We start from the raw sequence: 14340 nt of genomic DNA on the forward strand, positions 1-14340 counted from the left end.
CTCAGTTGTTTAGTGAATAGTAGCCGGAGTTAACCTCCTGATAGAAGCTCACGTCAAACACCAATAGAATAGGTGCCAGTGCGTTTGGCGCCAGGGTGTTGTTCAACGTGAAGCCTGGAGTGGCACTGTTGTTGGGAAATGCATCGGACTCACTGGTCACAATTGTCTCTATTCCTACTGCATCATCAAGAATAACTAATGCAGCACCTGCAGTAATTTTGTAATGGGTAGCGCCTTTTGGCTTATTCGGTTGCACGTCCGGGCTGATTTCTGGGATCACCACCTTAACCAGCCAGGTTAGCCGATCTATGGATGCAACCGCTACCACAAACAAGGTGTTGTTCAGTGGCGCTGCTTCATTGGAGTTGAAATCCCTTAGAACGTTAAAGTTTTCATACAATACTTTTCGCTCGCCCCTGATATTGACAATGTCAATCAAAACCGTTGCGCAGTTGACAAACAATCACACTAAGCCCTATTGGGCTTAGTGTAATGATCCTCTTGTGATTCGAGGCTTATGACTTAAGTAGCAGTGTTGCGTTTGTTCCAAAAAATAAGTGGATCTTGTTTAATCAGATCTTAAGGAGCATCTTTTTCAATTTATTAAAAATCTTTCGTATGTATCGGTTGTTGCCACTTATCGGTTTAAAATTTTTCCATGGTGTTAAAGCCAAGTACCTGAAGAATTCATCTTTATATACTGGCTTCGAATTGTAGGTATTAAAGATCGGTTTAATATCTAAGAAGTGAACTAATGATGGACTGTCATTCTCATTGAAAGCAAACCAGTTCCATTTTGGATCAAGTTGCAGCCATTTATTGGCGAGTACGACGTTTAAACCATATTGATCAGCTAACTGAACATACTTTTTGTGAATCCGCAAGGCATCAATCACTTTTTCCGAAATGCCCTCTACTTTCCACTTCTTTGGGTTTATTACCAAAACTCCTGAATTGAAATATTTAGTATCTGCCGTAAGGCCGAGCTCAGCATAATTGGCGATCCCGCCCCACTCGCAGTCTACTGTTTTACCAACATCTTGCGCAGCTGCAACGGTATATTCACCTAAGGATACATTCCATAATTTAGAGATATCGTCTTGAACAATTGTGTCAACATCAAGGTAAATTAATTTCTCTACATCTTCGTCGATTACATAGGGCGAAAATACCCGCATGTAAGCGGTTAATGGAAATGCCGAATTATCTACAGGGATGGTGATATGTGATGGCACAATTGCTTTGCTTAAAAACCACTTGATGGTTACGCGTGCAGGGTCTACGATCGATTCAAGCTTTTTTCTGAAACTTTTTGATATTCCGTCATCAATGATATGGAAATCTATATGCTCCGGTGTTTTATGATTTAGGTCGATAGATTTTAACAACGCGGCAATTAGTATTGCGTAATGGTTATCACTGGCTACAACAATTGAGATGTTTTCTTTACTCATGGGGATTTTATGTAAAACGCAAAAGTTTTTTAAATATCTATAATTTAACTACAATTACAACATATTTTTCGAGGTGCTGAAAAATTTATTTTTCTGTAACTTGTACAGGAGGACTAGTTCCTGAAAACCAACCTTATAAATGCTTAAAAAATTAAAATTATAATAATCATTTAAAGGTTTGTAGGTCATGTAAATGGCAACAATTATCGGTATTACTGATGCAAAAGCAATAGAATAAATGGAGTGGTAAATCCAAACTCCAATAAATATTGCGACAATATTGCTCAAAGACATAATAATGATCTTATAAAAGTTAATTTTAGGCCTGTGTATTACATCAACCCCGATTGCGAAAAATCTGTCGGCGGGATATAATAATGCAATCACAATAAATATTCTAAAAAGGTTTGGTGCTTCATTCGCAACGTAATTTTTACCACCTAACAAATGAATTATTGGTTCAGCAAAAATAAGTGATATAATGACTACTGGAACTAAAACGACGGTAAGCATCCCAACCAGTTTCTTTAATGTATAAATCATACCTTCCTTTTCGCCATTATTGTAATTACTTGATAGCATTGGCATACCACTCGTAACAAAACTTAACAACGGGATCTCTACAATCTGCATCAATTTACCACCCAAATTATACATAGCCAGTGCAGCAGGGCCAATTAGAAAATTGATGATGAATGTGTTTGTTACGCCAAATAAATTTGAACTGATGTTTGTCCCCATACTGTATTTACCGAAATGGAATAACTCCCAAACGGTATCTCTTTTCGCTTTAAAGATAGTACCCATCATGGTCCACCTTAAAATAATCACCATTATACTGGCAAATAAGTTTGAGGCAATGTAAGTATATAGTAACGTGGTTAAATTAAGTTTATGTAAGGATGCTAGGGTAAAAACAAGTAGTGTATATGACCCCTGGTTAAATATCCTTAACCACAACATCCGGTCGAATCTTTTTTTGGCTTGTACAATGCAATCGGCCATAAAACATGGTAAAGTTACTAAAGAGATGAGTGCAAAGTATTTCAGTATCAGCGCTAAGCCTTGATCGCTAACAGTTTTGGATATAAAATAGGTTGGAATATTTACGATAAAAAAAATAACTGCGATAATAGCCGAAAGCAGCCATGCCGAACCTGCAACCTCTCTTCCCCTTTCGGTAGATGTACCGGAAAAAAATTTGATTATGGTAACGGTTAAAAATCCGGCCCTTAAGTTATCTATTAACCCAATAATGCTAAGGAAAAAAATATAAACGCCAATATCAGTTACTTTGAGTGAACGATATACAATTGATAAAGTTATCATTCCAAATACAGACATTAATCCATTCGCGACTAGCGATTGAAAATGCATATTCTTAAAGGAACTAAGAATTTTTTTTACGAAGGACATTAAGCGTTATATTACAGGTATTTAATTAGGTTTGATACAGTTAAAAATGAAAGTTGTTCTTCTTTTTAAAAACAGTTTAAATGGGATTTTCCAATAAGCGCAAAGTTATTAAATATAACTTTAATAAGTTCAAAACTTGTAAAGAAACAGTTCGTTCCCAAAATATTTATAACTTTAATGCAAATATCTTACTTAAAAATATTTTTTAGCGACCTTTGTTGGTCGAAAAGTATTAGCGTTCGATTAATTTATCCTTAATGAAGATTATTAAACTTGAAGCTATTAGAGGCTTTGTGGCCTTGTACGTAGTTATTCATCATTTTTATATTACCTATGCCAACTAACAGACTCGGAAATTCGATTGTTGCATTTTTCTTATTTCTAGGAACAGAAGCTCATTTGGTTTTTACATTTAAAAACAAACTAAGGTGGTTGCAAAATCTACCAACTAAAATTGTTACGCTTTTTATATCTAAAAATAATTTCATCAACTGTTAAATAATCTAGCAACAATTAACCCTTTATGTTTTTATTGCACCTAAGCGATTTGAAACCAAAAACGCACTTAATTCTATTAGCAGTTCAAAAAATTTCAATTACCTAATCACTTCATGAGACCTCTATTTATCCCGAAAAACGTATCTAAAATTAATAAGAAAAAGGAATTACTCATGAATGAGATTCCGAACATTGCGAATAATTTTAAGCGAAAAATATCTTCTTCACCGTTAATTTCGATAGTTATACCCGCTTACAATGAGGAGGAAAATATTTTAAAAACGCTTTATTCTTTGTCGGAAACCACAACACAGTACAGCATTGAAGTTATCGTCGTGAACAACAATTCCAAGGATAGAACAGAAGAGCTGATTGGATTATGTGGTGTAACTTGCGTAAACGAAAGCAGGCAGGGTATAACCGTTGCAAGAAATGCAGGCTTGGCTGTGGCTAAAGGAATATATGTGATGAACGCCGATGCGGATACGATATACCCTAAATGCTGGATCGACGAGATGATAGCTCCATTAATTAGAAATAATGGAGTTGCGCTCACTTATGGAAAATTTTCATTTATTCCAGAAAATACACCAAGACTTTTATATTTTTTCTATGAACACCTATCAGACTTCAACAGGTTAGTGAACAAGCACTACAAGGAAGAAGCTTTAAACGTCTATGGATTTAATTCCGCCTGCAGACGGGCACAATGTGTGAGTGTTGATGGTTTTACACACCCCGAAGGCACAAATGAAGACGGATGGCTGGCAATGAAATTGCGCAAAGCAGGATATGGAAAGTTGCATTGGGTTACTGAAAACAGCGCTATCGTATGGACGGGCGACAGAAGGATTATCGCTGACGGCGGAATTTACAAATCAACTTTCGACCGCTTTATAAAGTATTTCAACTTCAATCACGTAAAAAAAACAAGCTAGCCCTTATTTTTAAAATTTCCCAATAAGTCTTCGTAAACTGACTCAATTTTTCTGGTCATCACTTCTACATTGAATTGTTCCTTGATTGTTTGCTCAGCTTTCAAACCAAATTTACTTGCTAGTGAAGCATTGCCTATTAGCAGATTTAGTGCTTCTGACAGGAGCTTGACATTTCCAGGCGGGACAAGAATTCCATTCTCATCTGGAGCAATCAAATCACTTATCCCATCGATATTGGAAGCGATAATGGCTTTTCGCATCGACATTGCTTCCAGCAAGGCAATTGGCAAACCCTCCCACAATGAGGGTAGACAAAATATATCTATTGCATTTAGTATGTCAGGAATATCTTCTCTAAAATCAATAAAAATGATGTTTTTCAAATTTAGCTCCTTGGCCAGGTCTAACATCTCCGGTTTTAACTCGCCATCTCCAACTATAAGAAACTTAACATTTTCCGGCGCTTTTGTTTCGAAAATTGCGTTTATAAAAGTAAGTGGTGATTTTTGATGGGTAATTCTGGCAATATAACCAACAACAATGTCATCTTTCTTAATATCAAATTCCTCTCTTATATTTTTGTAATTTTTATCGGGATCAAACTTCAACCGGTTAATTCCATTTAGTATAACGGAGGCATTCGGCATCGGAAATTTGCTTCTACCCTCTCTTAAATTGCTTTCTGAAACACAGATCGTTTTGTCAGCAACATTAACTAAAAACCTTTCGCTGAGTGTTCTTATTGTTTTAATAACCTGGCCCTGGTCAGGATGAAAAGACCAGCCGTGTACCGTATAAATTAAAGGTATCTTCAGTGATTTAGCACTTGAAAAAGTGTTCGAGTTCGCCCTGGTTCCATGAGCATGAATCAGATTAATCTTTTCATTATCAACTATCTTTCTAACTTTTTTCCAAACCCTGAAATCGAAAGGTGTTTCTGTGTTTACTACATAAGTTTTGTAACCTTCTGCCTTCAATTTTTCGACCATCGGCCCCTCGGTGAAAGATAAAATTAAAGACTCGTATTTTTGCTTATTAAGTTGCTCTACAAGATTTAGGACATGAGTTTCACCACCACCAATTTTGCCTTGCCTTATGGCATGTAAAATCTTTATTTTTTGAACGCTCATGTTTAATTGTTTTTATTTATATCGTCGATATTGCTATCGTAGTAATGCACTGTAGCAGTAGAGATTTTATTAGCTTTTCGAGCTTTAAAGAGTGAAATCATTTGAAGGAAAATAAAAACCGGAACCTTCATTAACGATGTATAAATGATTTTAGGCGCTTTGAAATAATTTAATGCTATAAAGAACACCAGGAAGAAGCTTAGTAGACTGATTAGCCAAAACAGCAACATCTCCGGCATAAACATTAGATCAGCGATGATGCTCAAAAATGTCAGTCCTCCAATTATAAAAAGTGGTGGTCTTGAAAAAATTAAGCCACACAAGAATTGATTCCAGTTTAGTTTTAACATACCAGTTAAGGTAAGTTTTAACCCTTTTCCAGCATATTTAAACCATGTATTTATCCATCTTGCCCGCTGCTTTACGAGCTGATCCGATTTGGACGTTTTTTCATCATAAACAATTGCTTTTTCAGCAAAAGCAATGCGTTCGCCACGATTTAGGATTTCCATTTGCAACACCTTATCAAAGCCAGCACCTTCTATATTTAGATGTTCTAAGCATTCACGGTAAAATGAAGTGGTAAAAGCCATACCAGAGCCGGCAAGCGAAGCAGACGAACCGGCATCAAATAATAGTTTCCGGTCGATAAACCTATAGTAAATATCACCTGCTTCGTCTAAACAGGCATAGGCAGTGTTTAAATTTTTTGCTCTTCTAACGCCTTGAACTCCAAGGTAGTGCTGAGCAAAGAAAATGTTTAGTTCGTTTAAATATTCTGCATCTACCAGGTTATCACTATCAATAATTGTTATATACTGATGATTCCGTTGGAAATTGCTCACTGCATGAAAGTGTGATTTTGTATTGCTTGCTAAAGTTTCTGTTGGTCTTAATAACACAACACGATCATCATCAAACTTCAAATTGCTTATATCACATTTATCCGCGACGACATACACAATGTAATTGCTATAATTTAGACTTAAAATTGAATTGACAACGGCAGGTAATAATACTGTTTGTTCGTATGCAGTTACAATTATAGCATAATCGTTCTCCTGCCCCACTGGCGAGACTGATGTTGGCCTGCCCTTGAAAAAGTGGAGTATGTACAAAAACAACGGAAAGAAGAGATTAAACCCAATTATTATTTGGATGACTATGAATAAAGATGAAATAAAATTAGCCATATACTATTCTTGTTCGACGGTTTTAATTGCACTATAAATGGCACCCACACTATTTTCCCAGGTATGTTCCAACGCGAAACTGCGTCTTTCGGATTGAAGATTGAAAGAATTCTCACGCAAAGCCTTTTCAATTAAAGTAACATAATCTTCTTTTTTATCTGCAAGGTAGACGAATTCTGAGAAGGTTTCCATTGCCTTAGTTGCAGTGGCAACTACTGGCTTACCAACTGCTAAATATTCATCTATTTTGCGGGGATAGTTACCAATTGTAACAAGGTTGATAAGCTGAGGATTTATACAGACGTCAAAAGCATTAATGTAATCTGGCAAGGTATTTACGGGTTTCATACCTGTGAATACGACGTTCGGGTATTTATGCAAATTACTGCTTTTAAAAATCTCATCTTCAGGCCCAACCAAAACAATAGTCCATTCCGGTTTAGAGCTGGCAATATGTTCTAGAATATCTTTGTCTAACCGAATGCTCTGCAGGGCGCCAACATAACCGATAATTGGTTTCTTTAAATTTAGTAAATCACCAGCTACCACATTTTGCTCGTTTGGAAAAAATATTTCTAGCTCGCAGCCCTGCCCTACATAAAACGAGTTTGGATTGAATTTAGCGCAGTAATCGGCAAGGAAGGTTGAATTTGCTACGCAAAGGCTATTTTTTGCAATGAGCCTAGGTTCCAATGTCTCACCATGTTTTTTCCAATAATCAACTGCAATCATGTAGTCTCTGGAATAATAAATACTCGTTTTGGGCTTTAAAAGATCATTAAGATAATAGCCCTTAAACATTTCATTATCATTGAAAAGAATAAAGTCTTTAAATTGAAGCCTTGATATGGCTTTCGCTATAGATTTTGCCAGTTTTTGATTATTCAACAGATTAAGCAAGTTGAATATTGATGTATTCGGGATCCAGTTGATGGACTCAACCATACAATCCGGATAAAAATTCCATAAATTTTCCTGAATTTCGATTAAGCCATCTGCTTCGCCCTTTATTATATCAATCCTTCTTTTGGTTTTTACTTCACCTTTGTTTCTGTACAGCGTGATCCTATCAAGCGGAGAGTTGACATACAGAACTCTATTGTTTTTACTGAATTCTAAGGCTATATTTTTACAGTTGCTGCCTATTTCTGTATCCCAGGGTTGCTGTCCCACTACAATAATATCTCGTCCGCGTAAGGTTTCGTACATGTTATTCTAGCTAAACTTTTCGCAGGTACAAACCCATATAACAGTTAAAATACCTGTAAACAGTCCTGATTTGCTTTATAAAAAAGTTATCACTGTTCCGCCATACATCCCGTGTCATTGTACTAGGCTCTGAGCTGGAATTTACCTGTTCTAAAACAGACTTATGTTCATCATAAAAGAACGCTTTGCCTCCTCTTTTGATAAAAGACATCATCATCGTAAATTCAGTTTTATCGCCAGAGGTACCTTCCAGATATCGACCGAACTTGTCAGCAAAATTACTACGTCTGAGATGAGGGTGATCACTATAGTAAGCGAACTTATCGAGGCCCGGGTACCACCATTTGAAAAGCATTTCTGAGAAACCATGCTTATAATATTTTAAGTAAGGGTATTTGTTGTAAGCGTAAAACCTAACCATGTCAAAGCTTTCGTTTCCTTTTAACAAAGCATGCCCATTTTCCAAATGCTTTGCGAAGCCCTGTAATGGGATAAAATCTTCCTGAATGTACAATGTGAATGGCGTTTTGACAGCATCCTGACCTTTGTTAAGGTTATTGCCGAGCCCCTTGTTAACCGGCCCAGTGACTAGTCTAAAATCATAGGCCTGATGCAAACTCTCGATATATTCCAGATGTTCAGGGGTACTGCTGTCGTCTGATACAACAATGTCATTAAATTTGCAGTTGGCTTTCTTTAACTCAGCCAGCAACCGCTCTAATGACCTGCTACGATTGTAATGGGTAATCATTAAAGTGATATCTGAAAAATATTGTGCTTGTGCTGTCATTAATCCTTAGTTACTTGAGGTAAAAACTTTTCCCATAATCCGGAAGTCTGATTGTATTTCTTAATAACTTTTGCTGGGTTCCCAACAGCAACAGCAAAATCAGGTACTGATTTAGTAACAACACTCCCTGCACCAATGATACAATGTTTACCGAGTGTGACACCGGCAGTGATTACACTATTTGAACCAATCCATACGTCGTCGGAAATATGGATCTCTTTGCAGCTTACATTCTGATGTGCCGGTGAAATGGTAACATTCTCATAATTGTGATTCAAACCGGAAATTACAATATTTTGTGCCAACATTACATTATTACCAATATTAACTGGCCCGATAATCACATTCCCTATACCAATCATTGTTCCGTCGCCAATAATCACATCCCCTACGCCGTTATTGATAGTTGCAAAATCTTCTATAACAGACTTTTTGCCTAACACAAACTGATTAAACGGAAAAACATCCAGTCTTGTACGACTGCGTATAATAGATCCGGATCCTCTTTTGTGCTTAAACGGATTTAAAAATAGCCTTACCCATAAACGCGGTCTATGCTCATTGGTTGGAATAAGCATTGAAAGCGCCAGGCTTTTCAATTTGGGATTTGACTTTATTTTCGTGATGATTGACATTTTTTATAAACTAGTTTTCATCTTCATTTTCTTTAGTACGAGAAATTTCCTTAAAGAAGCCAAAGGCAAAAAAAATTAAAGCAGGTATTGAAAAGATTTCCCAAGGCATAATTTACTCTATCAAAATTTTATTATCTGACAATTCTTTATCCAATTTCGGCATTATATACACAAATACAAGCGATGCACAAACTATAATTGCAGAAGGCATGGTATTGATTACCTCATTCCCATAACTACAAAATAAAATTCCACCAAATCCCGAAGTAAGTGCTATACCTTTTATTTTCAACCCCTCATCCTTAATTCGCCATACAATTCCGCAACATTTGCCAAGAATGTACATGTTCATGCTAATCCAGATTGTGAAACCAAATATGCCATACATCGCCCAAATTTTAACCCAATAGCTATCAGGCTGGATTTTAGATAAGAATTTATCTCGATTGTATTCCATGCCATTGGCACCAATTACACCCAATCCTCCTCCGAATGGCATTCCACTCATATAGTCCTTTAGTTTCTGTTGAGAAACCATTCTCACTTTCAGTGAAGGATCGTCAGGATTTAAGGCCGAGCGCAATCGGTATATCTGATAGTTACCATTGCCTAGATACGTAAATTTTAAAACACACAGGAATAACACGGCTACAGCTCCCCCGAAAATTAAAACTTTGAATTTTTTACTTAATATGATGGCTAAGAATGCGCCCGGCACCAATGCAAATAAAGCACCCCTGGTTCCTGATATCAGCATTCCATAAAACATTAAACCTGAACAGATAAATAATAATATTTTTATCTTTTTCTTTATTGGGCCAAGGGCCAAAACCAAAGCGACAAGGCACATATGCGCCTGAGATGCGCCAAATTGTGCAGCCTCCGAATAGAAAGAAAACACCCTGAGCCTGCCAAAGAGAATATGAGTTTGAGCTCCACCGCTATTCAAGAAGGCATTATCACCCCGTGATAAGCCAATATGAAGCTGTTTGACTCCATCTAGGGCAGCAATTGTAGAAAGCACGACAATAATTATTAGAAAATTATTTAAGTCTTTATTGGTAGTAAAAATTATAAAATAGAGCATAACGATAAGCATCGGATATTCTGCTGCCGATCGTATTTCCTTGAGCCAGCCCATTACATTTGCGCCAGCAGGGTTTGCTACTTCCAGTAAACTCAAAACGAACCAGAAAAGAAAAAGGTAGAATAAGTCGTTGTTCAAATTTTTCCAGTTCGCTTTTGGAAGTGTAAAAATTGCCACAATAAAGGCTAGTAAAAAAAGAACCTCAATTAATATACCCACCGGGAAGTTTATAGCCAATTCCCTGGCGAGTAGCCAGTAAATAAAACAATATACTAGGGCTATATATAAGATGACCTTCGCAACCATACTTATGCTGAATTATACTGAAGAATGAAATTTAGTGAAGGAAACACGAGTTAATTTTGAAGCTGTACCTTATTTAAAACCCATCCCAAGAAACCCGGAGTCTTTTTTATGTAGTCAACATATTCCCTATCTGTCTCACTTATGGTGGCACCATATTCGAAGATAGCTATGTTTTTCTCGGTGAAAAGAAGCCATTCTTTCGCTAAATTCATATCCCTTAAATTGTTAACATCAACTAAAATGATATCAAATTCGTTTTTGAGAATATCAAACCCGGCTTTCAAGCTCTTTATACTTTGAACTTCCAGTAAAGATTCTCTTGCAGTACTCTTGTTCATTACTGTAATCAAATCTTCAGTATGGATTTCTTTCTTAATCAAAAAAGTTTGAAAGTTTAAACTTTTAACCAGGCCTTTACTCTCAGATTTAACGACAGGCAATTCGTCAGCAATTAACAACACCTTTTTCCCCGTCATGGCAAAGGCATAAGCAAGGCTATAGGCCGTAAATGTTTTCCCAACCTCATTACCTAAACTGGTAATTCCTAAGATTTTACTGTCATCAACATCCAATGCACCGTTAATCTCAAACCTCAACGACCTTAACATATCTCGATAGAGTTCGTAATTTACGTTTCCCGTAGTGTCACTCCAGATTTCGCGTATACGTCTTTCATCGCCCTCTATTTGATTCAGCATGCCTATTGTTTTAGATTTTGTAGCACTAGCAAGTTGCTGGGAAGTGACAATCTTATCATCAAGAAAAAATATGACAAGAACAAAACCCAGGCAAATCGCAAAACTTCCAAAACCAGAACCGGCCAGATAAATAATACGCTTAGATGGCTCAGGATTTCCAGGCAAACCAATTTGCTCAATATGCAAATTTAAACCATTTACCTGTCCGCCCCTACTCTGGTTATATTGATCCAAGGCTGTCATATATTCTTTGGTCGCAAGGTCAGCTTCCCGCTGGTAGTTTTGTATGTCGGCATCAAACGGAACCATTCCACTGTATTTCGCCCTTAATGAAGCAAGTTGATCCTCGATCGATTTCATACTGCTTCTAGCCTGCTGCAAGCTAATTTCAAGATTGGTTTTTTGTGTAAACAAAGCTTGCTTCGAAGCTTTAGGGTCATAAACATTTTCATCAATGTTCTGATTGCTTTTTGTTTGCAGAATTCTCGTTATCGAATCAATTTTTTTCTGGTCAGAAGCTCTAAAACCATTCTCGACAAATGCACTGTTTGCACGCTGGAGTTCGCCTTTTAACCTAACAATGTCGCGATTATCAGCCCTGCTGCTACCGTTGATGTTTGGATCAGATCCTCCGAGCTTACGGTTAATTTCAGCAATTGCACCCTGGCTGGATTGGATTTGTCTGATTGTTTCGCTGCGCTGTGCTTCATATGTTGTAATCTGCCCGTAGACCGCTGCCGATTGCTCATCAAGATTTAGCACCCCTTTATTTCGTTTGAATGAAGATAAAGCGGCATTTTTGTCGTTCATAACGATTTCCTTTTGCTTCAGCAAAGAATCCAACATTACGTTCGAACTATTACGATTGGTACTAACCTCTTTACTATAATTCTGTATAAAATTCGTGGCAAGCGTATTCACCAAGTAAGCAGAAAGATTTGGATTCTCTGATTCATAAGCAATATTTATATAATCACTATTATCAGCATGGCTAATATCTATCCCCTTTTTTAGCACGTCTTCTCCGTAACCCATTGACGAGACTAAACTGTAAAGCTTGTATTTCCCGTTGTTATCAGCCAGTGTTAAAATTGCATTAGACTCAAGCTTTTTCTTGAAAAGGTCGATAACAATACTCTTATCCGCTTGCTTCAACGAATCAAGCGATTCACTGTACTTTCGAAATGAAATTTTAGGATTTTCAAGGTCATGTAAAATTAAATTGTAAGATAAGTTATTTAAGACTTTTTTCATCTTAAATTTCTCCATCATACCATTGATTTGTTGACTAATTCCAAAAAAATCAACGGTTTCATTGCTCAAAGACTTTTTTGTTGGGTCAAGTAATCCAGTAGAAATCTGGACTTCCGACCGATATTGTCTCGGTAGGTTTTGAACCAAAAAGTATGTAATGGTAACAGCAACAATGGGTACTATGATTAGCACCCATTTATATCTGGCTAATAACTTAATAAGTGACTTTATATCCATATATGAATTCTCTTACTTTACGTCGCTTAACTTGGAACCTACAACTTCTTCAAGTAAATCTTTTGCTTTAAGGTAAACACTTTCAGCTTGGATTTTGGCCTGGTAGGCTTGGAATTGCAATATTCTCGATTGATTATAAGTATCTAACGTAATTTCGCTTTTCTCAAATCTGTTCCTTAATGTCTCGGCAACACCTTTGTTATCACTGGCCATTTGAGTATTTATTTTTAAAAGGTTAATTGCCTGAATATAATCGTAATATCTGCTTTTAACTAAAAGCACTAATTGATTGTCATAGTCTTTAGCTTCCAGCTGGGCAATTTTATAATCATCCTTTGCCTTTTTAACTGTGAAAGGTTTACTGACAAAATTTCCAAGATTTAAACCGATTGAAAATTGAACACCGTTAACGTTGTACGGATTTATGGGATCAAGTACAGTTTTATTATCAGGGCGGATAAAATAGTTAGCACTAAATAAGTCCAGGTAAGATAAAGATGCAATTGTCACGTCGGCCTTTGTTTTACTTGTTTTTAATTCTAAGGCTTTTGCTTTAGGGTAATTCTGCCTAGCCATCTCAATATACTTTTCCAAGTCAGCATATTTAATTTCAGGAATCATGGTTTCTTGGGCAAAAGCGTTGACGCTCAGAAACATTAAAAATGCGAGCGTAATTTTTAGTAAAGTTTTCATTAAATAATAGGGTTGTTTATTATGATTATTTTATTTTAACAACAGGTGATGTAACAAGCCATGAATATACAATTGAACATAGTGTAGTCTAAATATGGTATGTTACAAAAAACGGATAAATATACAATTAAACTTGTTCCTTTTGAAAAAGTGCCGGAAAGTTTTAAGAATTATTTTCAACTTTAAGAAAATTCTGTCGCTATTTTTCTACAGCAATCCAATTATTTGAGCTCACGGAACACTATCCAATCATGCAAAGTCTTATTACTTACCACAACCTTTTACTTTATTGCCTTAGTAAGATAGGTTCCTGCAAACGCTCTGATAAATTCGTTGTCTTAGATGATCACTATACGCATTGGTGAGCAAAAAACATATCATCGAAAACTGATTACAGGTAAAAAATTGTAGTTCAGAGATGATAAAGACTATAAATAACAAAAAAAAAGCCCGTTTCTTTAGAAACAGGCTTATTTAGTCGGGGTGGCAGGATTCGAACCTACGACCTCCTGCTCCCAAAGCAGGCGCGATACCGGGCTACGCTACACCCCGAACTTGGTATCTGTTTCCCTTTTTGCAAGGGGTGGCAAAGTAACGGATTTAAAATGATATTTCCAGTTAATTTTGCCAAATTATTTTGCGGAGAGGGCGGGATTCGAACCCGCGGTACCGTTACCAGTACGACAGTTTAGCAAACTGTTCCTTTCGGCCTCTCAGGCACCTCTCCGTTCTCTCAATTCTTAATCCTACCGACCTTGTTTTGAGGTCTGCAAATATAGTAAAACAACTTATTCCACAAAAA

12 protein-coding genes and 2 tRNA genes are annotated in these 14340 nt (G+C 36.6%); 1 reads left to right on the forward strand and 13 read right to left on the reverse strand.

What is annotated here, in order from left to right; genetic code table 11:
• Position 1: 1 nt before the first annotated feature.
• The 3 genes from AC0IWT_RS05690 to AC0IWT_RS05700 form a co-directional block, all read right to left on the reverse strand.
• Complete coding sequence (locus tag AC0IWT_RS05690) at positions 2-439, reverse strand: hypothetical protein (RefSeq protein ID WP_471796365.1); 438 nt, start codon at positions 437-439, stop codon at positions 2-4.
• 133 nt (positions 440-572) lie between these two features.
• A complete protein-coding gene (locus tag AC0IWT_RS05695; RefSeq protein ID WP_471796366.1) occupies positions 573-1454 on the reverse strand; it encodes a glycosyltransferase family 8 protein in 882 nt (293 codons plus the stop codon).
• A gap of 54 nt (positions 1455-1508) precedes the next feature.
• The gene (locus AC0IWT_RS05700; protein WP_471796367.1) at positions 1509-2870 is read right to left on the reverse strand and encodes a lipopolysaccharide biosynthesis protein; all 1362 of its coding nucleotides are present in this window, start codon (positions 2868-2870) and stop codon (positions 1509-1511) included.
• Positions 2871-3481: 611 nt separating this feature from the next.
• Here AC0IWT_RS05700 and AC0IWT_RS05705 point away from each other — a divergent pair.
• Positions 3482-4306 carry a glycosyltransferase family 2 protein gene (locus AC0IWT_RS05705; RefSeq protein ID WP_471796368.1) on the forward strand — a complete coding sequence of 275 codons (825 nt, stop codon included), beginning with the start codon at positions 3482-3484 and terminating at the stop codon, positions 4304-4306.
• On the opposite strand, the gene AC0IWT_RS05710 is transcribed toward AC0IWT_RS05705, so the two are convergent.
• From AC0IWT_RS05710 to AC0IWT_RS05755, 10 genes are all read right to left on the reverse strand, one after another.
• On the reverse strand, positions 4303-5436 hold the full coding sequence (locus AC0IWT_RS05710) for a glycosyltransferase family 4 protein (protein ID WP_471796369.1): 1134 nt from the start codon (positions 5434-5436) through the stop codon (positions 4303-4305). The two genes, AC0IWT_RS05705 and AC0IWT_RS05710, sit on opposite strands and share 4 nt — an antisense overlap.
• A gap of 2 nt (positions 5437-5438) precedes the next feature.
• Positions 5439-6629, reverse strand: coding sequence for a glycosyltransferase (locus AC0IWT_RS05715; protein WP_471796370.1), 1191 nt, complete (start codon positions 6627-6629; stop codon positions 5439-5441).
• A 3-nt stretch (positions 6630-6632) separates the two neighbouring features.
• The gene (locus AC0IWT_RS05720; RefSeq protein WP_471796371.1) at positions 6633-7838 is read right to left on the reverse strand and encodes a glycosyltransferase; all 1206 of its coding nucleotides are present in this window, start codon (positions 7836-7838) and stop codon (positions 6633-6635) included.
• 10 nt (positions 7839-7848) lie between these two features.
• Entirely contained in the window at positions 7849-8628 is a 780-nt protein-coding gene (locus AC0IWT_RS05725) for a glycosyltransferase family 2 protein (RefSeq protein WP_056872560.1), read from the reverse strand.
• Entirely contained in the window at positions 8628-9263 is a 636-nt protein-coding gene (locus AC0IWT_RS05730; protein WP_056872559.1) for an acyltransferase, read from the reverse strand. The genes AC0IWT_RS05725 and AC0IWT_RS05730 overlap by 1 nt, the downstream gene beginning before the upstream one ends.
• A 112-nt stretch (positions 9264-9375) precedes the next feature.
• Positions 9376-10488, reverse strand: coding sequence for an O-antigen ligase family protein (locus tag AC0IWT_RS05735; RefSeq protein WP_471796372.1), 1113 nt, complete (start codon positions 10486-10488; stop codon positions 9376-9378).
• 218 nt (positions 10489-10706) lie between these two features.
• Positions 10707-12845 (reverse strand): exopolysaccharide transport family protein, encoded by a 2139-nt coding sequence (locus AC0IWT_RS05740; protein WP_471796373.1) that lies wholly within the window; start codon positions 12843-12845, stop codon positions 10707-10709.
• 12 nt (positions 12846-12857) lie between these two features.
• Positions 12858-13538, reverse strand: a complete 681-nt coding sequence (locus AC0IWT_RS05745; protein ID WP_056872556.1) for a TolC family protein — start codon at positions 13536-13538, stop codon at positions 12858-12860.
• Between the two features lie 478 nt (positions 13539-14016).
• Positions 14017-14090: transfer RNA gene (locus AC0IWT_RS05750), tRNA-Pro, on the reverse strand.
• An 88-nt stretch (positions 14091-14178) separates the two neighbouring features.
• Positions 14179-14265, reverse strand: a tRNA-Ser gene (locus AC0IWT_RS05755).
• Between the last annotated feature and the right edge of the window lie 75 nt (positions 14266-14340).

The sequence above is a fragment of the Pedobacter sp. AC464 genome, assembly GCF_979253075.1.

Bases quoted from the DNA above. Each gene is read 5' to 3' on its own strand.
- AC0IWT_RS05695 (WP_471796366.1), bottom strand. From the start codon at position 1,454: ATGAGTAAAGAAAACATCTCAATTGTTGTAGCCAGTGATAACCATTAC.
- AC0IWT_RS05700 (WP_471796367.1), bottom strand. From the start codon at position 2,870: ATGTCCTTCGTAAAAAAAATTCTTAGTTCCTTTAAGAATATGCATTTT.
- AC0IWT_RS05705 (WP_471796368.1), top strand. From the start codon at position 3,482: ATGAGACCTCTATTTATCCCGAAAAACGTATCTAAAATTAATAAGAAA.
- AC0IWT_RS05710 (WP_471796369.1), bottom strand. From the start codon at position 5,436: ATGAGCGTTCAAAAAATAAAGATTTTACATGCCATAAGGCAAGGCAAA.
- AC0IWT_RS05715 (WP_471796370.1), bottom strand. From the start codon at position 6,629: ATGGCTAATTTTATTTCATCTTTATTCATAGTCATCCAAATAATAATT.
- AC0IWT_RS05720 (WP_471796371.1), bottom strand. From the start codon at position 7,838: ATGTACGAAACCTTACGCGGACGAGATATTATTGTAGTGGGACAGCAA.
- AC0IWT_RS05725 (WP_056872560.1), bottom strand. From the start codon at position 8,628: ATGACAGCACAAGCACAATATTTTTCAGATATCACTTTAATGATTACC.
- AC0IWT_RS05730 (WP_056872559.1), bottom strand. From the start codon at position 9,263: ATGTCAATCATCACGAAAATAAAGTCAAATCCCAAATTGAAAAGCCTG.
- AC0IWT_RS05740 (WP_471796373.1), bottom strand. From the start codon at position 12,845: ATGGATATAAAGTCACTTATTAAGTTATTAGCCAGATATAAATGGGTG.
- AC0IWT_RS05745 (WP_056872556.1), bottom strand. From the start codon at position 13,538: ATGAAAACTTTACTAAAAATTACGCTCGCATTTTTAATGTTTCTGAGC.